The organism is Sphingobium sp. RC1 (genome assembly GCF_059738765.1).
The window spans coordinates 41,297-65,552 of sequence record NZ_AP027307.1; the positions used below are offsets into that span (position 1 = coordinate 41,297).

The following is a 24,256-nucleotide window of genomic DNA, read 5'->3' on the forward strand; positions in this document are numbered from 1 at the left end:
TCGCGTGCGCGATACGGCGCGCATTCGCGTCCCGCATCGGCAAACTCGTTGCCAATCGCTATCAGGGACTGGCCGCGGGATTTTGATATAGAATTATCATTCCGTCAATAGCCTTGATAGAAGAGCTCCATTACGGCAGGACGTTTTAGCCGTTTAAAGGCGTCCCCAACCACGCCGATGCGTTTCTGAGGCGGGATCATCTGCCACCACGGGCTAAGCCCCGCGGGAGCTCATCCCGGCGACTGGCGATCTTTAAATAGAAATATCATTCCATAATATATATTGACAAAATTACCGTCCTGAACTTAGCTATACTTTATGCACACGCAGGATGGTAGGTGTGGTCGTTCCAATGGATATCTCGGTCCGTGTGCCGTTTTGTAAAAGGGCACCAGCGTTGGTGATGTCCGCCGCTAGGAAATCCGAGGCGGCCATCGGATCTGATATATGGAGGGCGAGGCTAGGGCGGAGTCCCTGCTGAGCCTGCCGCAACATCTGGAAGATCGATCCAAGGACGGCACCGCAGGTTGGCGTGTGCCGCAAAAAGCAGATAAACAGGAGAAGAAATGCTCGGCGGAATGCAGGATTGGCCCCTTCGCCTTACGAGGCTCTTCGATCATGCAGCCCGTGAGCATGGCCCCCGCGAGATCGTCAGCTATCAAGCCGATGGCAGCATCACCCGCAGCACATGGGCGGGCGTCGTCGGCGATGCGCGGCGGTTCGCGCAGAAGCTCGATCGGATGGGTATAGAACCTGGGGATCGGGTGGCGACGCTCGGTGCCAACCATGTTCGCCACTTGGTTGCCTGGTTTGGCACGATCGGCATGGGTGGAGTGATGCACACCATTAACCCGCGCCTGTTCGACGATCAGATCGTCTACATCGCCAACCATGCCGAGGATCGCGTGCTGCTTTACGATGCGGCGTTCGCGCCGCTTGTCGAGCGGCTGAAACCAAGGCTGAGTTCGATTGAGCATTTCATTGTGTTTGAGCAAGAATTCGACACTCTGCTGGCGACCGAAAGCGGCGATTATCATTGGTATGAGGGCGACGAGCGCGAACCGGCGATGCTCTGCTACACCAGCGGCACGACCGGTAATCCGAAGGGCGTGCTTTACGAGCATCGATCGACCCTGCTGCACACGATGACTCAGGTTCAGCCGGACGTATTCAACTTCTCGGCACGGACGGTGACCCTGCCGATTACCCCTATGTTTCACGCCAGCGCGTGGGGCCTGCCTTTCTCTGCCGCCGCAGTCGGCGCAAAGCTTGTTCTTTCGATGGTCAACGATGCCGCGGTCCTCCATAAGCTGATCATCGAAGAGGGCGTCACCCATAGTTGCGCAGTGCCGACGGTCTGGCTTTCGATGCTGCAGCATATCGAGGGTGAGCAACGCGATCTTGGCAAGCTTGCGATGATCTCCTGTGGTGGCTCCGCCGCGCCGCGCGCGATGATCGAACAATATATGGACCGGGGCGTCCAGTTCGGCCATCTTTGGGGAATGACTGAGCTGTCGCCGATCGGCACCGTCTGCGCGTTACCGGCCGATTGGGATGACCGCGATTACGACGCGCGGCTGGACTTTATCTCAAAACAGGGGCGTTCGCCCTTTGGTATCGAGCTTAGGCTGGTGGATGACGAGGGGAGGGCGGTTGCCCGCGACGGCAAGACTTCCGGTCGGCTTCAGGTTCGGGGGCCGTGGACGGTGGCGCGCTACTTCAAGGATGAAAGCGGACCCTGCATCGATGCCGAGAGTTGGTTCGACACGGGCGACATCGCCGTGCTGCATCCTGGGGGCGAGCTTCAGCTTACCGACCGCGCGAAGGACGTCATCAAGTCGGGTGGCGAGTGGATCAGTTCGGTCGAACTGGAGAATGCTGCGATGGGCTGTCCTGGCGTGGCCGAGGCCGCAGCGATCGGGGTGGCGCATCCAAAGTGGGACGAGCGGCCATTGCTACTGGTGGTTCGGAAGCCGGATGCGAAGGTGAGCGCCACCGAAATCCAGACTTATCTGGCGGGGAAGCTCGCCAAATGGTGGCTGCCTGACGATATCCTGTTTGTCGACGCGCTTCCGCATACCGGGACCGGCAAGCTGTTGAAAACGAAGCTCCGGGAGCAGTATCGGGACTATAAGCTGCCGGGTGTTTAGCCCGAGTCCGCCAAGCTGGCTTATCATGCAGGCCGCCTCAACCCGGCATCTCCCTGGTGCCGGTTCAAAGCGCTCTGTGGTTGAAACGCCGTTGAGTCAGACGCTTGGTCAGGCGTTGATCAAAGCTTCCCGCAATGCCGCGATCTTTGCCCGTTTAAACCCCTCGACGATCGGAACCTCAATTCCCAAAAGGTCGGGCACCAGATCGAAACCGTGGAACGCTCCCGGCACGACCACTAACTCGGTCATGACTCCCGCCTGCGTCAGCCGCGTCGCATAGGCGATGTTCTCCTCGACAAACAGGTCGATGCCGCCGGTGCCGATCCAGGTCGGCGGCAAGCCCGCCAGATTTTCGACCCGTGCCGGGACGGCAGGCGGAACAACACGCCCACCCGGTGCCTGGCCCAGAAAGGACGCCCAGGCGAAGCGATTTTTCGGGGCGGTCCAAAATAGCCTCCCGATATGGGCCGGGGGGATGCGCGTGCTGCCGGTACGATCATCCAGTTCAGGATAAACCAGGCATTGGAAGGCCAGCGGCACCTCTCCACGGTCGCGGGCGGTAATCGCAAGCAGCGCGGCATGGCCTCCGCCTGCGCTCTCCCCCATGACCGCGATTTTGCTGCGGTCGACGCCGAGCGACGATGCATTGGCGTACAGCCATTTCAGCCCGGCATAATTGTCCTCGATCGATCCTGACCAGATGGTTTCGGGTGCAAGGCGATAGTCGACCGTTACGATCGCGCAATCGAGTTCCCGCGCAATGCCCTGCAACCGACGGATTTCGTTTTTGGCGTTGCCCAGAACGAAGCCCCCGCCGTGCGTGTGCAGGATGCCGGGGCGACCAAGACCGGGCTTTGCGTTGATGACGTAAATCCTGACGTCCGGACTACCAGCCCGGCCAGCGATCCAGCGTTCGACAAAAGCTACGTCCGGTAGCGGCGTCTGCGCGCGCGACATTGCATCTGCGCTCGACCGAGCCTGTGCCAGCGTCGCCGCCGTCAGCGGCGGATCCTTGTCCAGCAACGGTTGCGCCTGTTGAACCGCCGCTCTCAGCTGTGGATGAACCACCGACATAAGATCATCAGTTGCCTGGGGCCGCGCCGCCGCTGCTGCAACGGTATCGACCCCAGCGAACGCTGCCGCCGCCGCAACGCCCATCCCAAACTGTCTCCGCGTCGTCCCCATCGCAGCTATCTCCCGAATAAAATGTTTCAAGGATCACTTGGCATCCTTTTGCGTGAGGAATCCCTGCATGCGGAGCCACGCTGTGAATTGATCGATCATGAGGGTGGTGGTAGTGCCCGGAACGCCAAGGCCGAAACCGTGATTGCCCTTCTGGTATCCGTGAATTTCGACAGGCCGCTTGGCGTCCAGATAGGCCTGTACGATCGGGAAACCCTTGGATGAGAACAGATTGTCGTCAAGCGCGATTGCGTCGAACATCGGCGGCGCGTCGGCGGGCACCACTTCCGCGTCTTGCGGTCCATAGACATACCCGATGAACGCAGGACGCGACGCGGCATCGGCATCGAGGCCCACCCGGCGAACGGTCATGGCTCCTGCCGAAAACCCGATCATGCCGACATGGTCAGGGTCGATACCGTACTTCGCGGCGTTGGCGCGAACCCACGCCACGGCGGCTTTGCCGTCAGTAGGGGCGAGGCTGATATTGACGACCTCATTGTCATAGGGATTGGCGATGATCCCGGCGACCTTCTGAGATATGAACCTGCGCGCCTCGGCCAAGTCCGTGGGCGTGGGCAGGAGCCTGTATTTGAGAATGAACGCGGCAATGCCACGGTCGGCCAGCGCGCGGGCCACGTCCCATCCTTCATTCTTGATCGCCAATGCCATGAACGCACCGCCCGGTGCCACGATCACCGCAGCGCCTGTCGCCTTGTCTGGATCGGGCAGAACCGGCGTCATCGTCGGGCATGTGACGTTGCGAACCACAAGGCCCGCCTCTTCGAAGTTGTTCCACACCTCCGCTTTAGCGCTGCACTTCAATGCATTGCCGTAGAGACGCACCGATGGCGGTTCTGTCGTCGCGGCCGATGGAGGCTGGGCCAAAGCTGCGGCGGGCGTTGCCAATATCGAAACCGACAACAGGCCCGCGAGATGCAATAATTTCATCATATTCTCCTGATTCCTCCGCGTGCCGCCTTGGGGTGACGGCGCCGCATTCGACGGGCCTTTATTTCCCAAACCTGGTCCGCAACCAAGCGACCATGATCTCGCCGCTCGCTTGCGTGGGATAGTTCGAGTTTCCCCACCCATGTTCGAGCGTGGGATATTCGACATAGCGAATTTCAACACCGACCCGTTCGGCACGACGGGCGAACGCTCTCACGGGTCCCGCCAGAACGAGGTGGTCGCGATTGCCCTGGAAGATCAGGGTCGGTGGAGCGCGAGCGGAGAGATGAGAATCGGAATCGATCGCGCGATAGCGATCGGGAAATTGGCGAGGGGTGCCGCCGACATAATATTGACCAACCAATCGGCCCAGCGCCGTATCGGTTGCTCCGTGGATCATATCAACCGCAGGGAAATGGGCGATGACGGCGCGCACCTTGGGAAGATCGGCGGAACTGTTACAGGTCGGCGTCATCGTTCCATTGGCGATCATGTAAGCTGCGTTGATGGCGAGGTTGCCTCCTGCGGAATCGCCCAGGGTCACGACCCGATCTGGATCAAGGCCGACCGAACGCCCTTCAATCGCGATCCACGTAAGGGCGCACCCGACGTCGCCGACCGCCTTGTCCCAGGTGTGAAATGTCGGGGTGGCGAGCCGGTAGTCGATATCCATCACCGCGAAACCCTGATCGACCAGATATTGAGTATGTGCGTTCGCCCCCCTCTTCCCCAATACGAAGCCACCTCCGTGGATTCTAACTACAACCGGTTTTGGGCCCGGCAATTTGTGCGATGGAAGGTAGAGATCAGCCGCCAAGGCGACCCCGTCAGGCCGCCCATAGATCACTGTCCGACCCGGGCGATCGTCTGCGCTGGGGTAAGGAAACATGGACCGCAATGGCGACGTCGATGCACCCGAATCCGCCACGGCGGATATCAGCCACAGCGCAGTTATGATGCATGCCAGAAGGCCGATCGCGGAGAGGCGAAACAATATTCGCCAGGTCCCTCGATATGTCGCCGAGCGAGAAGCGGCGGTGAACGCGATTAAGCAGGCAGCGACCGCAATGGCTATGTTCCACAGGCCAAACTGGTCCCGGACCGCCGAAAGCAGCAATATGGCAGCCTGCGAGTCTCGGGTTTGCAGCAACCAGCCAACAGCATCCACCGGAATGATGGCGAGGGTCTGTGTCAGCACTGTGTAGGCAACCGTCACAGCGACGATGCCAATCGCCAGCCACATCCCGGCAACTGAAAACCAGCCTTGCGGAGCCGAAATGGCGTAGGACCTGTCAATCTTCCTCAAAGCCGCTCCCCTTTGGGACTTCGTTAAAAAGGCGGTCTTCATGCTGGCGGAGTAACCGGCTCGGTTAAAACCATGAAGGCCGCGAGCGGTAACGTTCGCGATCTTCGGTCTAACATTTGGAACCGCTTCAGAATTTGAAGGTCACGTTGGCTCCGATCGTACCGAAGGCTTCGTTTCAGGATCTAAATCCATAGGCTCAACACTATTCTGCGCCAACTTTGGAATAGATAGGCTCATAAATGGATATCCTATTCCATACAATATAAACCAGGAAAATAAATTTCGATAGATCAGATTGATCCATGTGCGACTGCCTGGAGCAGGGCGTCAGCTTCTTGCCGACGGTTGAGGCTGCCAGGAGACGGAGGCTGTCACGCAGCCATGCCGCCCGCCCTGGCAATCCGGCCGAATAGGGCGGCGCTGGGCTTGGGTGTGCGTTTGAAGGTAGTGCGATCGACCGCAACGAGTCCATATTTCGGCCCGTAGCCGAGCATCCACTCGAAATTGTCGAGGAGCGACCAGTGGATATAGCCTTCGACCGGCACGCCGTCGCGCATCGCCGCCTCGACCGAGGCGATCGCCTCCGGAATGAACTTCTGCCTTTCGGCATCATCGCTGGCGTCGATGCCGTTTTCGGTGATCAGCACGGGCTTACCCGTGGCCTGATGCGCGTAGCGTATGGTGTTGCCGATCGCGGTGGGGAACCATTCCTTGCCGTTGGGGCGCTTTGGCATGTCGGCGGGAACATCTACCGGGCCGTCCTTACCGATATATTGCCGCCCATAGGTCTGCACGCCGATGAAATCATCGTCCCGCGCCAGCGCGAAAAATGGTTCGTAGACGATCTGGCGTTTGCGCTTGAGCAGATTGCCCGGTCCCACGCCGACATCGTCGGTGATGGCGAGGCTAAGGCCCACCGGCAAATCGCCGCGCACCGCCTTGATCGCCGCGCGGGCCGTCTTGTGACCTGCGATCACCCCGGGCATCATCGGCTCTGGATCGCCGAAGTTGAGAACATCGAACCGATCCGATCCGCTGGCCTTGGCAGCCGCCGCGATCATCGCCTGCATCTTGGCCCGGGAAGCGCCACCCAATTGCAACGCCGACAGGTTTCCTCCAAGCGAGAGGTTGGGTTCGTTCAGCGTCACGGCATGGCTGATGCCATCTGCCATCGCCCGGGCCACACGATCGCAATAGCGCCCGAACAGTGCTGCCGCGTCGGTCTGAGTCCATCCGCCCGAGGCAGCAAACCAGCGCGGTGTGGTGAAGTGATTGAAGGTGACGACCGGAGCTAGCTCCAGTTCGCGGCAATGGTCGATCATCTCCTTATAGAAATCGAGATAGGCGATGCTGAACTGACCCTTGTCCGGTTCGATCCGCGACCATTCGACAGAGAAGCGATAGCAGTTGAGGCCGATTGCCTTTGCAATGGCCATATCCTCGCGCCAGCGATGCAGGCTGTCGTCGGCATCGCCCGATGGTTCGGCGAAGATGGTCGGCGTCATATGTTCCAGCAGCCAGATGTCGGTCGCGGGTGCGTTTCCTTCGATCTGATAGCCGGCGGTGGCGGCGCCCCACAAAAAACGGCCATTGCTGACCCGCCGGGCACCCGCTGGCACGGCGAGCGTGGCAGCGGCGCCGGTAGCGAACCCAAGCGCTTGGCGTCGATCGATCGTCGTCATGTTCAATAAACCTCCACAACAGAACTACGGGTCACCCGCCGTCAATTTGGCAGCTAACAAACTGTCGAAAATCATGCCTGCACCCCACATGATCGAAGAGCTGCCTCAATCGGAGTGCCCAATCCTGGATTCTCCGAGCACCTCTTCTGCCTTCCACGGCCTTTATAGCGCGGCAGCGTGCATTAACTTACATTAGGTTGCTTACCCGCGCGCATGCCGTTTCCGCGCCACCAAGGCGGGAAGTTCCGACATTTTCTTCGGATCCATACAAAGAGCCTACTTCGTTGAGGCCCGCCGACCATCGCCTGATTTGATTGATCGCCCGGCTGCTGGAGTGTCTGGGCATGCCGCGGCGCCAAAGTTGGCCCTACCTATTTCTTTACGAACAGGTTCTTATCACCACTACCCTCCTTGATGACTACGCCGTCATCGACAAACGAGCGAACCATAGCCCACGGTGCGCAATATCGGTGTGTTTACAAGGACTACCTGCTGGCTGGGATCGATCAATCTCCGGCAAACCTATAGGATTAGCCTTTTAATAAATGGCACTTATATGTTGTCAACATCATCTATGGAAAATAAATTCCATATTGCGTTTCCGACACGTGATTGGGCTAAACGCTAAAGACGCATGTGCGGGCATCTACACCGCGGTAGAGCGCGAACCGTTCAGCTATGGGCCTTATGTCCTAGTTTCCATCCACAAGCTGACTTCCGATCTCCCGGAGCAGCGGTGGCGGTTCGCAGAGCATGGCTTCCGCGTCCTGTGCCGCCGCCCAGCCCAAAGTACGCGTCATGTCAAATCCGGTGAGTTTAGGCCGCACCACGCCGTCCGCACGGTAGCTCTTGGGCATCACGGTAATGCCTAAGCCCGCGCGGACCATTTGTATGACCCGCTCGTCATTAGTCGATCGCAGAGCGAAATGCGGTCGAACGCCACGTTCCGTGAAAAAGCGACTAGTATCGGATAACGCCTCGCAATGGCGGCGCACGATCATCACGTCATTCGCTAGCTGATCCGCACTGATTTCAGTTAGCCCGGCGAGCGGATGTTCCGCCGACAGCGCCAATCCATAGCCTTCGGTAAAGATGGGTTGCTCGAGAAAGCGGTCGCCGCCGCGATCGACCAAAGTGAGCGCCATGTCGATACGCCCCTTGGCGAGGTGACCGTTCAGTTCCCGTTCGGTGCCGAACAGCAGTTCAAACCTGTGCTGCCGTTCCGGACGTGTCCGCGCCACCGATGCGGCGATGATATCGCCCGCTATGCTGGAAAGGATGCCGAGGCGCAGGGCGGGCAGCGCCTCGGCCATGTCCATGGATTGCATCGCCAGGTTGAACTCGCGCTCTATCCGCCGCGCATGAGCCAGAAAGCGGGTGCCGCCGCTGGTCAGTTCCACTCGCTGATTCGAGCGCACGAACAAAGCAATGCCCAGCGTCCGCTCCAGCTTGGCGATGCCGATGGAAAGCGTCGGCTGCGACACATTGCAATGGCCTGCCGCGCGTGAAAAATTGCCGTGGTCGACGACGGCCAGGAAATAGCGCAGAAGATAGCGGTCGAGCATAAATTATCCCGGCTAGGTGCATGCGGCACTTGCGACTGAAGCATGTGTATAGATATTATCAATGATATTGTTAGGGAAAGTTCAATTTTCCCTTAAGGATGCGGCGCGCTAGAATGCGGATCGACAGGAGAGCTTCCATGACCGATTTCGACTTCGCGCTTGGCGACAATGCCGACATGATCCGGGAGAGCGCGGCGCGTTTTTCCGCCGACAAGATTGCTCCGTTGGCAGCCGAGATCGACGAAAAGGACTGGTTCCCCCGCGACGAATTATGGACCGCGATGGGCGATCTTGGCCTGCACGGCATCACCGTTGAGGAGGAATTTGGCGGCCTTGGTCTTGGTTATCTGGAGCATGTCGTCGCACAGGAAGAAGTGGCCCGCGCATCGGCCTCGATCGGCCTTTCCTATGGTGCGCACTCCAACCTTTGCGTCAACCAGTTGCGGCGCTGGGGCAATGAAGCGCAGAAGGCGAAATATCTGCCGAAGCTAATCTCTGGCGAGCATGTCGGTAGCCTCGCCATGTCGGAGGCGGGCGCCGGGTCCGACGTCGTGGCGATGAAGCTCAAGGCCGAGAAGAAGGGCGACCGTTATGTCCTTAACGGCACGAAATTCTGGATCACCAATGCGGCCTATGCGGATACGCTGGTGGTTTATGCCAAGACCGGTGAAGGATCAAAGGGCATCACCACCTTCATCGTTGAAAAGGGGATGAAGGGCTTTTCGATCGGGCAGAAGATCGCGAAAGTCGGCATGCGCGGCTCTCCGACATCGGAACTGGTGTTCGAGGATTGCGAGGTGCCGGAAGACAATATCATGGGCCCGCTGAACGGCGGCGTCGGTGTGCTGATGTCGGGCCTCGACTATGAGCGCACGGTGCTGTCGGGTATCCAGCTCGGCATCATGCAAGCCTGCCTTGACGTGGTGCTGCCCTATGTCCGGGAGCGCAAGCAGTTCGGCAAGCCGATCGGGGCGTTTCAACTGATGCAGGCGAAGATCGCCGACATGTATGTCGCGCTCAACAGCGCGCGCGCCTATGTCTATGCGGTAGCTAAGGCGTGCGACGCGGGCAAGACCACGCGTTTCGATGCGGCGGGGGCCATCCTGCTAGCGTCGGAAAATGCGATGAAGACCGCGCTGGAGGCGGTGCAGGCACTAGGCGGGGCGGGCTATTCCAAGGACTGGCCGGTCGAGCGTTACATGCGTGACGCCAAGCTGTTGGACATCGGCGCGGGCACCAATGAGATCCGTCGCATGCTGATTGGCCGGGAGCTGATCGGGGCATGAGTGCGCCGGTTCTGGAAACCAAGCTATCGCGGGAGAGCGATGAGTTTCGCGCCAATGCTGTGCATAATCACGCCCTGGCTGAGGCGTTGCGCGAGAAGGTCGCCGTCGCCGCGCAGGGGGGATCGGAGCGCGCGCGCGCCAAGCACACGGCACGCGGCAAGCTGCTGCCCCGCGACCGGGTCGAGCGGCTGCTTGATCCCGGTTCGCCGTTCCTGGAAGTGGGCCAGCTCGCCGCGAACGGGCTCTATCATGACGAGGTGCCCGGCGCGGGCGTCATCGCGGGCATTGGCCGGGTGTCCGGCCGCCAGGTGATGATTCTGTGTAACGATGCGACGGTGAAGGGCGGGACCTATTACCCGATCAGTGTCAAGAAGCATCTGCGCGCGCAGGAGATCGCACTCGAAAACCGTCTGCCCTGCGTCTATCTGGTCGACAGCGGCGGCGCGAACCTGCCCAATCAGGCGGAAGTATTTCCCGACAAAGAGCATTTCGGCCGCATTTTCTACAATCAGGCGAACCTGTCCGCGCGCGGCATTCCGCAGATCGCCTGTGTCATGGGAAGCTGCACGGCGGGCGGCGCTTATGTGCCCGCCATGTCGGACGAGACGGTGATCGTGCGTAATCAGGGGACGATTTTCCTCGCCGGTCCGCCGCTGGTACAGGCTGCGACGGGGGAGGTCATTTCGGCTGAGGATCTGGGCGGCGGCGACCTACATGGCCGCAAGTCCGGCGTGGTCGATCATGTCGCGGAGAATGACGATCATGCGCTCAGCATCGTGCGGGATATCGTCTCGACGCTTCAGCCGGACCTGAAGCCGGACGTCAATTTGCGCGATGTGAAGCCGCCCAAATTTGATCCGCGCGATCTCTATGGCGTCATCCCCCAGGATGTTCGCGCGCCCTATGATGTGCGCGAGGTGATCGCGCGCATCGTGGACGGCAGCGAGTTCCATGAGTTCAAGGCGCTTTACGGCACCACGCTCGTCTGTGGCTTCGCGCACATTTGGGGCATGCCGGTCGCAATTTTGGCGAATAACGGCGTGCTGTTCAGCGAAAGCGCGGTCAAGGGCGCGCATTTCATCGAACTGGCCTGCCAGCGGCGTATTCCGCTGTTGTTCCTCCAGAACATCTCCGGTTTCATGGTCGGCGGCAAATATGAGGCGGAAGGCATCGCCAAAAATGGCGCGAAGCTGGTGACGGCGGTGGCGACGGCGCAGGTGCCCAAGGTCACCGTGCTGATTGGCGGCAGCTTTGGCGCGGGTAATTATGGCATGTGCGGTCGCGCCTACCAGCCGCGCTTCCTGTTCACCTGGCCCAATGCCCGGATTTCGGTGATGGGCGGCGAACAAGCTGCGTCGGTCCTCGCCACCGTCCATCGTGATGCGGCCAAGTGGTCGCCCGAAGATGCCGAAGCCTTCAAGGTGCCGATCCGCGAAAAATATGAGCATGAAGGCAACCCCTATTATGCCACCGCGCGCCTGTGGGATGATGGCATCATCGACCCGGCGCAAACCCGCGACGTGCTAGGCCTCGCCTTCGCTGCAACGCTGAACGCGCCGATCGCCGACCGGCCAGAGTTCGGCATCTTCAGGATGTGAGGGCCATGATCCAATCTCTCCTCATTGCCAATCGTGGCGAAATCGCTTGTCGGATCATTCGAACCGCCCGGCGTCTGGGCATCCGCACCGTCGCGGTTTACTCCGATGCTGATGCGCAGGCGCTGCACGTCCGCTCAGCTGACGAGGCGGTGCATATCGGGCCGTCGCCGGTGCGCGAGTCCTATCTGCTAGGCGACAAGATCATAGCCGCAGCCAAGCAGACCGGCGCGCAGGCGGTCCATCCCGGCTACGGCTTTCTTTCGGAAAATGCCGAGTTCGCGCAGGCCGTCACAGACGCTGGCCTGATCTGGGTCGGTCCCAATCCCTCCTCCATCACGGCCATGGGCCTGAAGGACGCAGCCAAAAGGCTGATGAGCCAAGCGGGCGTGCCTACCACGCCCGGCTATCTGGGCGATGACCAATCACCGGAGCGCTTGAAGTCGGAGGCCGACGCGATCGGTTATCCTGTCCTCATAAAGGCGGTTGCTGGCGGCGGCGGCAAGGGAATGCGCAAGGTCGATAGCGCTGCCGACTTTGCCGACGCGCTGCTCTCCTGCCAGCGCGAAGCAGCGTCGAGCTTTGGCAATGACCAGGTGCTGCTGGAAAAATGGGTTACCAACCCGCGCCATATCGAGGTGCAGGTGTTTGGCGACAGCCATGGCAATGTCGTCCATCTGTTCGAGCGCGACTGTTCGCTCCAGCGCCGTCACCAGAAGGTGATCGAGGAAGCGCCCGCGCCCGGGATGGATGCGGAGACGCGCGCTGCGGTCTGCCGGGCGGCGGTCAACGCGGCAAGGGCGGTCGATTATGTCGGCGCAGGCACGATCGAATTCATCGCCGATGGATCGGAAGGGCTAAAGGCCGACCGCATCTGGTTCATGGAGATGAACACCCGGCTGCAGGTCGAGCATCCCGTGACCGAAGAGATCACCGGGCAGGACCTGGTCGAATGGCAATTACGTGTCGCTTCGGGCGAAAAGCTGCCGAAGAGCCAGGATGAACTGTCGATCAACGGCTGGGCGATGGAAGCGCGCCTTTATGCCGAAGACCCGGCCAAGGGCTTTCTGCCATCGATCGGCAGGCTCGATACGTTTGAGTTGGGCGATGAGAGTGTCCGCATCGATACCGGCGTCGAGCAGGGTGCGGAAATATCGCCTTTCTATGACCCGATGATCGCCAAGGTCATCGCTCATGGCCCCACTCGGGACGCCGCCCGCTCGGCCCTGACGCAGGCCCTCGATGAAAGCGCAGTCTGGCCGCTCAAGACCAATGCAGGCTTTTTGGTGAAAGCGTTGGAGCATCCCGATTTCATCGCCGCGCGGCTCGATACGGGACTGATCGGCCGCGAAGGCGAAGCGCTGATGCCGCCCGCCCGGCCAAGCGATGACGCGCTGGCGGATGCCGCAGCTAGCCTGACGCGGGGCGGAGGTTTGGCGGGCTTTCGCCTCAATGCGCCGGTGCGGAGCGAAGGCACCTTCCTGCTCGATGGGGAGGCGGTGACGATCAGCTATGATCCGCGCCAAGGCGGCGAGGGCGCGGACGATGTGCTGGTGGCGCAGGGCGGCCAGGTATGGTGTCTCACGCCGTGGCGCGCGGCTGGCGCTGCGGGCGCGGATGCGTCGGACGGTGCGATCCTTTCGCCCATGCCGGGCCGCGTCATTGCCGTTGCCGTGGCGGCGGGTGAAGCCGTCACCAAGGGACAGAAGCTGCTGACGCTGGAGGCCATGAAGATGGAGCATAGCCTGACCGCGCCGTTTGACGGCACCGTCGCACAACTCAATGTTCGCGAGGGCGGACAGGTAAGCGAAGGGACGTTGCTGGTGAAGATCGAGAAGGGGGAGGGGGCCTGATGGCGGGCAAGTTCTTCAACCAATGGTCGGTTGGCGAGACGCTGCGCCACGAAATCCGGCGCACGGTGACGGAGACGGATAATCTTCTATTTTCCACGATGACGCACAATCCGCAGCCGCTGCACATCGACCTGGAAGCCGCGAAGGCGAGCGAGTTCGGGCAGATCCTCGTCAACGGCACCTTCACATTCGCGCTGATGATCGGCCTGTCGGTCGGCGACACCACGCTCGGCACGCTTGTCGCCAATCTCGGCTATGACAAGCTGCTGATGCCCAAGCCCGTATTCATCGGCGATACGCTGCGCGCGGAAACCGAGGTGACGGACCTCAAGCCCAGCAAGTCGCGTCCGGGCGCAGGCATAGTCACTTTCGCACATCGCTTGATCAACCAGCGCGACGAGGTCGTATGTCAGTGCTTGCGCATGACGTTGATCAAAGGCAGCGAGGCTTGAACCTACGCTCGCTGCTCTTCGTCCCTGCCGATCGGCCCGAGCGTTTCGCGAAGGCTGCCTCGAGCGGCGCCGATGCGCTGATCCTCGATCTGGAGGATTTTGTCGCGCCAGCAAAGAAGGAAGTGGGTCGCACTTCGATCAACGACTTGACCGATACCGATCTCGCGCCGTGCTGCCTGGGCGTCCTGACGGGATCTCTGCCAAAGGCGGAAGCAGCGCCAAGTGTTACTGCGTTGATCGACAAGATAGGAGATGCTCCCGGTTGCAGCAATATTGCCGATTGCTTCCGAGACGCCTGCGGCGGTCTTTCAACTCAGCAGCTATGGCGCGGTCCGGCAGCATTTTGTTGGTCTGACCTGGGGTGCTGAGAACCTGCCCGCACCTATCGGCGCTGTTGGTAGCCGCCATCCAAATGGTTCCTACCGCTCCTTACGAGATGGTGAGGGCTGTGTCTCTTTTTGCCGCGCATGCTGCCGGGATAGCCGCGATCGAGGCCGTTTATCCCACGGTCAAGGATGAAGCAGGTCTGGCCACCTATGCCGCTCGCGCGGCTCATGACGGCTTTACAGGGATGATGGCGCTCCATCCTTTGCAGGTTCCGATTATCAATGCCGCCTTCACGCCGACTGCAGCGCAGATTGAACAGGCACGCGCGATCGTGGCAGCCTTTCATCAAGCGCCAAATGCGGGTGTGCTTATGTTGGAAGGAAAAATGATTGATGCTCCAAATTTTTGCAAGCACGCAAGATATTGGCGCGGGCGGGCGTCGACAAATGAATGAATGCCGCACCGACTGGACCCGCGACGAGATCGCCGCACTGTTCGACCTGCCCTTCAACGACCTGATGTTTGAGGCGCAGTCGATCCATCGCGCGAACTTCCCGCGCAATGAGGTGCAGCTGTCTACGCTGCTGTCGATCAAAACCGGCGGTTGCCCGGAGGATTGCGGCTATTGCAGCCAGTCAACCGAAGCGGAAAGCTGGCTCAAGGCCACCAAGCTGATGGATGTGCAGGCCGTGCTGCAGGCGGCGGCGCAGGCGAAGGACCATGGTTCGGGCCGTTTCTGCATGGGTGCCGCATGGCGCAACCCCAAGGAACGGGACATGCCCAAGCTCATCGAGATGGTGAAGGGCGTGCGCCAGATGGGCATCGAAACCTGCATGACGCTGGGCATGCTGTCGTCGGATCAGGCGAAGCAGCTCGCCGATGCCGGGCTCGACTATTACAACCACAATATCGACACCTCGCCGGAAAATTACGCCAACGTCATCACGACCCGAACCTTCGAGGACCGGATCGAGACGCTGGAGAATGTCCGCGACGCAGGGATCAACGTCTGCTGCGGCGGGATCGTCGGCATGGGCGAGACGCGCTCGGACCGTATCGGTTTCCTGCATGCGCTCGGCACGATGCCGCATCCTGAGAGCGTGCCGATCAACGCGCTGGTGCCGGTGGCCGGAACCGTGCTGGGCGACATGCTGAAGGACACGCCGCTCGCCAAGATCGATGAGGTGGAATTCGTCCGAACGGTCGCCGTGGCGCGGATCGTTATGCCGCATTCGATGGTGCGGCTCTCGGCGGGCCGTGAGAGCATGAGCGAAGCCTGTCAGGCGCTCTGCTTCATGGCGGGCGCGAACAGCATCTTTACTGGCGACAAGCTGCTGACGGCCGCTAACGCCGGGGATGACAAGGATAGTGCGCTGCTTTCGAAGCTCGGACTGACCGCGATGAAAGGGTGAGTGGACGGATACGGCACCCTATCAAGGTCGTAATTCCACGTTCAGGGAGCGCGGCTCGCATTGGTTAATCGTAACCGGTGTTCTGGCGCCACCTTGTCTGATTTGGTGGCTCAGGCAGAGATGCGAGGATGGACGACGCCATCCTTACGACCGCATTGGACACCCACACTGGAGTGGCTCCGAAGCCAGTTCGACGGGTTGAAGTTCTCAGCGGGATGGCCGGACGACGGCGTGCCTGGACGCTGGAGCAGAAGCTGGCGCTGGTTGCGGAGATGGAGCGTTGCGACAATGTCGCTGCCTTTGCACGCGAGCGGGATGTCAGCACTGCGCTGCTATACACATGGCGGCGGGAGCTGCGTTACGCGGTAGAGGCCAGCAAGATTCCGCCCCGTCACGAGCCGATGTTCGTGCCCGTGGTTGGCGAGACATCGCCGCCGGGTTCGCACGATGGGGTTGTAGAGGTCGAGGTCAGTGGTGCCGTTGTCCGGATCGGGCAAGCGGCCCGGACCGATCTGGTGGTAGCCGTTATCCAAGCTCTGCAGGGCCCAGGAATTGATGGTGATCGATGATCGGGATAGGGCCTGGTACGCGGGTGATGGTGGCGACGCGCCCGGTAGATTTTCGCAAGGGTGCAGATTCGCTTGCGGCGCTGGTTGGTGCTGAGTACGGCGGTGATCCTTATTCGGGCGTGATCTACGTGTTCCGGGCGAAGCGCGCCGACCGGATCAAGCTGGTCTGGTGGGACGGCACCGGCCTGTGCCTGATGGCCAAGAGGCTGGAGTCCGGCGGTTTCAAGTGGCCCGGCATCCAGGACGGCGTGATGCGTCTTACGGCGGCGCAACTGGGCGCTCTGCTGGAAGGTCTGGACTGGCGCCGAGTGCATGGCGGGCGGCGCCCGATTGCTCCGCAGATTGCCGGTTGACGGGGCTTTCGTCTGCTGATTCACTGCCCTCATGCTTATGGAAGCGGACCTTCCCAACGACGTCGAAGCGCTCCGTGCGCTCGTCCTCGAACAGGCCCGCGAGCTTGATGCTCTCAAGGTTTTCCAGGCCGAGGTCGAGCGCCTGAAGGCCATCATCGATGCCTTGCAACGCCACCGTTTCGGCCGCCGTTCCGAACAGCTCGATCCCGACCAGTTCGAGCTCTCCCTGGAAGAAGTCGAGACAGCATTAGCTCAGGCCGAGCAGGCCCGCGACAAGGCGAAGCGGACACCGGCGGATCGGCCGCGCAAGACCAACCGCGGATCACTGCCTTCCCATCTCGAACGGATCGAACAGGTTGTCGATCTCGAGGACAAGGTTTGCCCTTGCTGCGAGGGTTCACTCCACCAGATCGGCGAGGATGTGGCCGAGCGTCTCGATGTCGTGCCCACCACCTTTCGCGTGCTCGTCACGCGCCGTCCGCGCTACGGCTGCCGTTCGTGCGAGAGTGCCATTGTGCAGGCCCCGGCGCCGGCACGGATCGTCGAGGGCGGCATTCCTACCGAAGCGCTGATCGCGCAGGTGCTGGTCGCCAAGTACGCTGATCACCTGCCGTTGTACCGACAGGCACAGATTTACGCCCGCCAAGGCATCCAGCTTGATCGCTCGACGCTGGCCGACTGGGTGGGACGGGCGGCTTGGTACCTGCGCCCACTGCGCGACCATATCCTGGAGCGATTGCGGCGATCCGAGCGGCTGTTCGCCGACGAGACCACCGCACCAGTGCTTGATCCCGGTCGAGGGCGGACCAAAACCGGGCAATTATGGGCCTATGCTTGCGATGATCGCCCGTGGAGCGGCGATGATCCGCCGATGGTTGCCTATGTCTATGCTGCCGATCGCAAGAGCGAGCGGGCGGAAACGCACCTGGGCGACTTCGTCGGCATCCTGCAGGTCGATGGCTATGGTGGCTACGCCGCGCTCGCCCGGCGGCGCAACCAGATCCACCTCGCCTTTTGCTGGGCCCATGTGCGCCGCAAATTCTACGAACTGGCCGACAGCTCGCCAGTCGCCACCGAAGTGCTGCGCCGGATCGCCCAGCTCTATGCCATTGAGGACGAGGTACGAGGGCTGCCTGCCGAACAGCGCCGGTTGATCCGCAGTGGACGCAGTCGCATCATCGTCGATGACCTCCACCAATACCTCGGTGCGCGGAACCGCCAGGTAAGCGCCAAGAGCAAGCTCGGCGAGGCAATCCGATACGCGCTCACCCGTTGGGATGGCCTCTCCCGCTTCCTCGATGATGGCCGCATCGATCTCGATAGCAACACCGTCGAACGCTCAATCCGACCCCTCGCGATGCCTGATTCATTGTGCTGCTCCTCTTCAAATGGCGGAAAACAGGGATTTTTGGTTTTCATCCTGAGTACGACACGGGCCTTTTCGCGAGATCGCGGCTTGGATTTCGGGCTTTTCGAGGTCCGCGGCGCGGATTTGATGCGGCGCGCCGGGCATAACCTGCTCGGTCGGGAGCAAGCCAGCTTCGACGACACGGCGGATTTTGTGGTTTGTGACGCCGAACTTGGCTGCCGCCTCCGACATGGTGAGCCATTCACCACCCGTGGTTCCGGCGGAACGATAGCCTTCAATCTTATGCACACGGCGCAGCGAGCTGACGCGATGCCCAGTCCATGTCTTGCCCTGACCCGTTCGCATGCCCATACGGTTGAGGGTGGCGGCGACATCGGCATCGGACCAGCGCGTCGCCATCGATCGAATGATTGCCATCGCTTCTTCGGGCGTGCTCTTGGTATGTTCCCCGGTCTTGGGTTTGCGGATGCGAACCTGGGAATGCTGCCCGCCTTGCCAGTGAATGGTAAGCTCGATTTCCTGCCCATCGTTTTCGACGGTGGCGACGATATCCTTCACCAGCGCGCGCAACAACCTTTGCCGGAACCGCATATCGACATCGGGGGCATTCCACGCCGCTTTGAGATCGTGAGCCAAGCCGGCGAAATTCGGCAGGGCGGCGTCATCGCGCACTTGTCGTTCGTTAAGCCGCACCTCGCAGGCCTCGACACGGCGCAGCGTCGCTTCCCAGCTTTTCTCCAGCTGAGCGGCGATCAACCGGTTATCGGGATCGCAGGCGGCATAGCGTCGCTCAGCAAGCGAGGCTTCATAGCGGGCTTGCTGCAAATCCAGCTCGACCAGCTGTCGCCTCTGCGCTTCGCCTTCAAGATGCATACGCTCTGCCTCCAATGCCGCGTCGATCGCCAAGGGCTCCACGGCGCGCAGCAGTTCCTCCATAACTGCCACATCCGTTCGAGCGCCATTGGTGGTCATGCATCGGGGCCGGGCCAGCATGAGGTTCGAGCGGTCGCAGCGGTAGATATGATAGCCGATGCGGCGGCCGACATAAACGACGCACAGGCGGCGGCCACAATGACCACAAGTGAGCATGCCTGCGAGGAAAGCCTTGCCACCGCGGCCGGACTTTATGCCGCCGGCCTTGCCGTAGGCGTTGGTCGCCAGGACCCTTTGGTTCCGCTCAAACTCATCCCAGCTGACATAGCTGTCATGATGCTCCCTGAGCATGATGCCCCAATCGTCGTACGACTTGCGATGCCCATAGCTCTTGCGCACTCGACCATCGACGATCTGGGTGCGCTTCTCGGTTTTGCCATAGGCGTAGGCACCGGCGTAGAACGGGTTCTTGAGCACGCTAATTACATTGCGATAACGGATCGGAACCCAATCAAAGGAGACCATCATCTTGCCGTCCGATGGGCGCGGGAAATGCATACCTTCGGCGGTCAGCGCGATGAGCACCTGGCGGGCGCTACCTATCTCGCGGAACCGCGCGAATATGTGCCTGATGGCCTCCTGAACTCGAATGTCGGGGTCAAAACTCAGACCGTAGTCGCGATGCCAGATGTAGCCGATCGGAACGCTGATGCGCAGTTCGCCGCGCTGAGCCTTTTGCCGTGCAGCTTCGTACATACGGGCACGGATTACAGAAAGCTCGAACTCGCTGATACTGCCCTTCATGCCGAGCAGCAGCCGGTCGTTCGGCTTGGCCGGATCGTAGACCCCATCGATGTCGATGACACGAGCATCGACCTGGCCGCAAAGCTCGAGAAGCCGGTGCCAGTCGGGTCCGTTGCGGGAAAGGCGAGAGGCCTCAAGGCACAATACGGCGCCGACGCGACCCGTGCACAGATCCTCCACCAGACGCTCAAAGCCGGGGCGATCCACTGCACCGCTCGCGCTGCGTCCAAGATCCTCATCGATCACCTCGACATCACGAAATCCCCAGCGGCGCGCAACATCGACGAGTTCATACTGGCGACGCTGACTCTCCAGGTTCCCGTTGACCTGCTGGGGCGTCGACTGCCTGACGTAAACAACTGCCTTGCGCCTCAGCAGGGCCATCGGAAGGAGATTACCGCCCGTCATTGGTCGTCTCCTCGTCCGAGACGCCTGCGGCCGCCATCAACAACTTGGCTAGGCTTGCCACCACGACGACGCGCTGGGCTCTCGTCAGACCGTCCAGGCTTCTGGTGTCGAGCGGCATGATCAACTGGCGCAGCGCCGGCAGCCGCGTTGGTGGGGGCAAGGTCTTCATCGTTTACCTCCTGAGCGTTCAAACCGCTCAGCAGGGCATTACGAAGGTCCGCGTCGATCAAGAGGCTATGGAGATCGGTCAACGCATCTACGGCAACCTGAGGGCTACCCAAGCTGAACGCATCGCACACCTCGCGATCCAACATCCAAGCCGGAACTACGATGACTTCGCCGGGGCTCACCACAATGTGGGCGACTCTGCCGTTCGCCCGTTCCTCGGTATACTCGCACCGAACCGTGCGCTCGAAATAGGGATGCCACCGATACCAGACGACAACGTCGTGCCCGACATGGGCAGAATGTCTGCGAGATGGTGCTCAATCGGAAGAATGCCCTGTTCGCCGGCTCCGATGAAGGCGGCGACAACTGGGCGGTCATCGCCACGCTCATCGAGAACTGCAAGATATCCGGTATCAATCCGCACACCTGGCTGACCGAAACGCTCGGTAAGCTGGCTGCGGGTCATCCGGCCAGCGCCGTCGGCGAACTCATGCCATGGACCGCCGTGGCCTGAGAACACCGGTTACGGTTAATCAGCGTAGCTTTCGCTCTCACCGAACGTGATTGCACGCATTCAGCGACTGAATGTCCAGCAATTACTTTGGCTGAAGCGTGGGCTGCATAGCTATGAAATTTCCCCCGACAATGTGGGCAAGGGCTCAGCGGCGGTCGTGACATGCGCTCAATGATGACCTGGCGGACAGCTGGCGGCCCGGTTGTGGCGGTGGCCCTCAGACTCTCTTTTTCTGCTCCATCTGAGCGGCCTTGTCGTCTGCAGAAAGGCACAGGCAACTGTCATGAGTGCGTGTGGATAGTCCGGTCCAAGAGCGCCCCTCGAAATGGTCGAGGCCCAGTTCAGCGCGCGATACGACTGCGGCCCACCGGCGGCGCCATGAGCGAGCGCTATTCCCCACGGCCCTGATCATGAGAGCACGACGGCGATGCAGTCGGCTTGCGCAAGGAGAGCCATAGTTATCCGCCGCTTGGATCAACATCACGCTGCCAGGCGGCCACTCACGGTGTGGCACAGCGGCGGCGGCGGAGTATATCCGCCACCTCAAGCGGGTGCGGTTTAGCCACTGTTGCGCAGAGCTGTGGCGATGGCGTTGATCGACAGTTCGAGGGCTTCTTTGATGCGCGGATCATCCTCACCGGTGCGGTGGCGCCTCATCAGTTCGACCTGAAGCGAATTAAGGGGCTCGATGTAGGGCAGACGAAGGCGGATCGAGCTGTCGAGCTTAGGGTTCTTTTCCAACAGGCGCGACTGACGCGTTGCGGTGAGTAGGCCGTCATGCGTCATGTCCCACCCCTTACGGATACGATCGAAGATCGCCGTGCCTCGCGCCTGATCCTCGATCAACGACAAGTAGTGCGCGGCGATACCCATATCGGATTTCGCCAGCACCATCTCCAGGTTAGCGAGCGCCGATTGCATGAAGGACCAGTGCTGCGACATGTCGGCCAGCAGCACCTTGTCCTCGAATGCGGCTAGCGCATGACCCACGCCATACCAGCCGGGCAGCATCACCCGCGCCTGTGCCCAGCTGAACACCCAAGGAATGGCGCGCAGATCCTCGATCCGCGTGCTCTTCGTACGGCTGGCCGGGCGCGAGCCGATCTTGAGGCCGGAAATCTCTTGGATCGGGGTCAATTGGCGGAAAAACTCCTTGAACCCTGCAGTCCCGTAAACAAGGTTCCGATAAGCGGCGAAAGCAGTCTTCGACAGCTCGTCCATGGCGTTGGCAAAACGCGCCGCGTCGCGGTCTGAAATGGCTTCCGGCTCGAGACTGGCGAGCAGAGTGGCACTGGTCATCGCTTCGAGATTGCTTGTGGCTACATCGCGCGAGCCGAATTTGGCGGCGATCACTTCGCCCTGTTCGGTAATGCGGATTCGGCCCCGCACTGTCCCCTTGGGCTGCGCCTGAATCGCCGCGAAGGAAGAGCCGCCGCCCCGTCCCACCGCTCCGCCGCGCCCGTGGAAAAGCTGCATGGCGGTTCTCGCTTGCGCAAAGACCGGGGCCAGCGCGCGGCTCGCCTGATACAGCCCCCAGGTCGAGGTGATGTAGCCGCCATCTTTGTTGCTGTCGGAATAGCCGATCATCACTTCCTGATGACCGCGTTCCTGCGCCAAGCCCGCAATTTCGGGCAGGCCGAAATAAGCGCTCATGATCTTTGGCGCAGCTTCAAGGTCGGCGATGGTTTCAAACAGCGGCACTGCCATGATCGCGGCCTGCGGCGGCGCGCCATCTGCTCCGGCGCGCCAGAGGCCCGCTTCTTTGAGGAGGATGTTGACTTCCAGCAGATCCGAAACGCTCTCCGCCTTGGAGATGATATAGTGGGTAATGCATTGCGGGCCGTAGGCGCGATGGGCGTCGGCGGCGGCGTGCACGATGGCGAGCTCGGATGCGGTTTGCTCCGAATATTCCGAGGAATTCGTGCCGAGCGGCCGATTGCTCGCCAGTTCGCGGCGCAACAATGCCATGCGCGCATGTTCGTCGAGCGCAGCATAGTCCGGCTCGACCCCTGCAACCTTCAGCAGTTCGGCGACGACCCTCTCATGAACGTCGCTATTCTGCCGGAGGTCGAGCGCGGCAAGGTGGAAGCCGAAGGTCTCGACCGCACGGATCAGGCGGTCGAGCGCACCGCCGGTGGGCAGCGCCCCGTCTCCTGCGCTCGCCAGACCCTGCGCCACGATGATAAGGTCACTGCGCAGATCGGCGGGGGCGGCATAAGCCTTCGCGTTTAGAGGCGAGGGGCGGGAAGGGGGCTTTCCCACGAGCACGCAATAGGTGGCGGCTAGCCGAGCATAAATGCCGGAGATGGCGCGGCGATAGGGTTCGTCCTGTCGACTCGGTGACGGGTCGCCACTGGCCGCGGCTAGACCGAGCAGGGCCTGCGACACATGGGCCAATTCGGTCGATAGGGAAAGTTCGGCACCCAACGCGTGAAGCGCCTCCAGATAATAGCCAAGTGCACCATCGCAGCCCTTGGCGAGGGCGAGGCGCAGTTGCGGCGCCTGCACGAAGGGATTACCGTCGCGGTCTCCGCCGATCCAGGTGCCCACGCGTAAGAAGCTGTGTGGGCGGGCTCCCAGCAACCGCTCCCACCGCGCATAAAGGGCGGGCAAGGTCGGCAGGAACACATCCAGCAAATAGGCGAGGACATTATCGATCTCGTCCGCGACGAACAGCTTTTCCCGGCGCAACGGACGTGTCTGCCACAGCAAAGCGATCTGGCGGAAGATAGCCTCATCCAGAGTTTCACCGTCATCGGTGTCACTGCGGCCCGCATCCTTTAGCAGCATGAGCTCAGCGATGCGGTTCTTGTGGTCAATCATGCTCTTGCGCCGCACCTCGGTCGGGTGGGCGGTCAGCACCGGCACAACTAGGGCGCGAGAGAGCAGGTCCAGGATCGCGCCCCGGTCGATGCCGTGTGACTCGAGCTTTTCCACGGCAGAGGCCACATCGGCCCCCGGTTCAGCCGCAACGCCCTGCCGATCCTCCGCCAGATTGGCGAGCATCGAAAACAGCATGAAGCCGCGCACGAAGGACAGAGTGTTGTCGAGGCTCAGCGCCCCCACTCCGCTGTCCACCACATCCGCCCCATGGATACCGCGCGCGCGGTCGACCGAGGCCGAACGGATATATTCGATCTGCTGGTAAAGTTTTTCCCCGCCATAAGCCCGGATAACATCACCCAACAGCCGGCCGAGATACCGGACATCAGGGTTTTGCGAGATCGGCAATGCTGGAACTGAATGAGGCGTCATTTATTAAATCCTCGGCTTCAGCGGAAAAGTCGATCTCCGAAGGGAGGCGATTTTATTGGCTATCTTTTTGCTAACCGCCGCTTGCGCAACGGCCCGACGAACAATCGGAGCGCGATAGGGCGACACCGAGACATAATCGAGGACAGTCTGCTCGCGGAACGCGATCGAGGCGAGATCGTGAA

General features: G+C 61.0%; 16 protein-coding genes and 3 pseudogenes. 11 read left to right on the plus strand and 8 right to left on the minus strand.

Annotated features, from left to right (window positions below; all coding sequences use genetic code 11):
- The first annotated feature begins 578 nt into the window (after positions 1-578).
- Complete coding sequence (locus AC6JBC_RS13265; protein WP_498026112.1) at positions 579-2,150, plus strand: long-chain fatty acid--CoA ligase; 1,572 nt, start codon at positions 579-581, stop codon at positions 2,148-2,150.
- Between the two features lie 108 nt (positions 2,151-2,258).
- Here AC6JBC_RS13265 and AC6JBC_RS13270 read toward each other — a convergent pair whose 3' ends face one another.
- From AC6JBC_RS13270 to AC6JBC_RS13290, 5 genes are all read right to left on the minus strand, one after another.
- A complete protein-coding gene (locus AC6JBC_RS13270; protein ID WP_498026113.1) occupies positions 2,259-3,365 on the minus strand; it encodes an alpha/beta hydrolase in 1,107 nt (368 codons plus the stop codon).
- A gap of 3 nt (positions 3,366-3,368) precedes the next feature.
- A complete protein-coding gene (locus AC6JBC_RS13275) occupies positions 3,369-4,286 on the minus strand; it encodes an alpha/beta hydrolase (RefSeq protein ID WP_449470459.1) in 918 nt (305 codons plus the stop codon).
- A gap of 58 nt (positions 4,287-4,344) precedes the next feature.
- Positions 4,345-5,589, minus strand: a complete 1,245-nt coding sequence (locus tag AC6JBC_RS13280; protein ID WP_449470457.1) for an alpha/beta hydrolase — start codon at positions 5,587-5,589, stop codon at positions 4,345-4,347.
- A 371-nt stretch (positions 5,590-5,960) separates the two neighbouring features.
- Entirely contained in the window at positions 5,961-7,271 is a 1,311-nt protein-coding gene (locus tag AC6JBC_RS13285) for a family 1 glycosylhydrolase (RefSeq protein ID WP_449470455.1), read from the minus strand.
- Between the two features lie 692 nt (positions 7,272-7,963).
- Positions 7,964-8,836 (minus strand): LysR family transcriptional regulator, encoded by an 873-nt coding sequence (locus AC6JBC_RS13290; RefSeq protein ID WP_449470454.1) that lies wholly within the window; start codon positions 8,834-8,836, stop codon positions 7,964-7,966.
- Between the two features lie 137 nt (positions 8,837-8,973).
- On the opposite strand from AC6JBC_RS13290, the gene AC6JBC_RS13295 reads away from it, so the two are divergent.
- From AC6JBC_RS13295 to tnpC, 9 genes and pseudogenes are all read left to right on the plus strand, one after another.
- A complete protein-coding gene (locus AC6JBC_RS13295) occupies positions 8,974-10,122 on the plus strand; it encodes an isovaleryl-CoA dehydrogenase (RefSeq protein ID WP_449470452.1) in 1,149 nt (382 codons plus the stop codon).
- A complete protein-coding gene (locus AC6JBC_RS13300) occupies positions 10,119-11,720 on the plus strand; it encodes a carboxyl transferase domain-containing protein (protein ID WP_449470451.1) in 1,602 nt (533 codons plus the stop codon). Before AC6JBC_RS13295 ends, AC6JBC_RS13300 begins: the two co-directional genes overlap by 4 nt.
- Positions 11,721-11,725: 5 nt before the next feature.
- The gene (locus AC6JBC_RS13305; RefSeq protein ID WP_449470450.1) at positions 11,726-13,570 is read left to right on the plus strand and encodes an acetyl/propionyl/methylcrotonyl-CoA carboxylase subunit alpha; all 1,845 of its coding nucleotides are present in this window, start codon (positions 11,726-11,728) and stop codon (positions 13,568-13,570) included.
- Positions 13,570-14,022 carry a MaoC family dehydratase gene (locus AC6JBC_RS13310; protein ID WP_449470448.1) on the plus strand — a complete coding sequence of 151 codons (453 nt, stop codon included), beginning with the start codon at positions 13,570-13,572 and terminating at the stop codon, positions 14,020-14,022. The genes AC6JBC_RS13305 and AC6JBC_RS13310 overlap by 1 nt, the downstream gene beginning before the upstream one ends.
- Positions 14,019-14,799 (plus strand): annotated as a pseudogene (locus AC6JBC_RS13315) (HpcH/HpaI aldolase/citrate lyase family protein). The gene AC6JBC_RS13310 and the pseudogene AC6JBC_RS13315 overlap by 4 nt, the downstream one beginning before the upstream one ends.
- Complete coding sequence (gene bioB, locus AC6JBC_RS13320) at positions 14,796-15,761, plus strand: biotin synthase BioB (protein WP_449470446.1); 966 nt, start codon at positions 14,796-14,798, stop codon at positions 15,759-15,761. The pseudogene AC6JBC_RS13315 and the gene bioB overlap by 4 nt, the downstream one beginning before the upstream one ends.
- Before the next feature lie 215 nt (positions 15,762-15,976).
- Positions 15,977-16,330 carry a transposase gene (locus tag AC6JBC_RS13325; protein ID WP_460989613.1) on the plus strand — a complete coding sequence of 118 codons (354 nt, stop codon included), beginning with the start codon at positions 15,977-15,979 and terminating at the stop codon, positions 16,328-16,330.
- Entirely contained in the window at positions 16,327-16,683 is a 357-nt protein-coding gene (tnpB, locus tag AC6JBC_RS13330) for an IS66 family insertion sequence element accessory protein TnpB (protein ID WP_449470443.1), read from the plus strand. The genes AC6JBC_RS13325 and tnpB overlap by 4 nt, the downstream gene beginning before the upstream one ends.
- 31 nt (positions 16,684-16,714) lie before the next feature.
- Positions 16,715-18,097, plus strand: a pseudogene (gene tnpC / locus AC6JBC_RS13335) (IS66 family transposase); the annotation flags it as partial.
- Here tnpC and AC6JBC_RS13340 read toward each other — a convergent pair.
- Both AC6JBC_RS13340 and AC6JBC_RS13345 read right to left on the minus strand, forming a co-directional pair.
- Entirely contained in the window at positions 18,068-20,137 is a 2,070-nt protein-coding gene (locus tag AC6JBC_RS13340) for a recombinase family protein (RefSeq protein ID WP_498023829.1), read from the minus strand. The pseudogene tnpC and the gene AC6JBC_RS13340 overlap by 30 nt on opposite strands.
- Complete coding sequence (locus AC6JBC_RS13345) at positions 20,124-20,306, minus strand: hypothetical protein (protein WP_087576147.1); 183 nt, start codon at positions 20,304-20,306, stop codon at positions 20,124-20,126. The genes AC6JBC_RS13340 and AC6JBC_RS13345 overlap by 14 nt, the downstream gene beginning before the upstream one ends.
- A gap of 309 nt (positions 20,307-20,615) precedes the next feature.
- Between AC6JBC_RS13345 and AC6JBC_RS13350 the strand changes: the two are divergent.
- A pseudogene (locus AC6JBC_RS13350) lies at positions 20,616-20,819 on the plus strand (transposase domain-containing protein); the annotation flags it as partial.
- 558 nt (positions 20,820-21,377) lie between these two features.
- Here AC6JBC_RS13350 and ppc read toward each other — a convergent pair.
- The gene (gene ppc, locus AC6JBC_RS13355) at positions 21,378-24,074 is read right to left on the minus strand and encodes a phosphoenolpyruvate carboxylase (protein ID WP_449470441.1); all 2,697 of its coding nucleotides are present in this window, start codon (positions 24,072-24,074) and stop codon (positions 21,378-21,380) included.
- Positions 24,075-24,256: the final 182 nt, after the last annotated feature.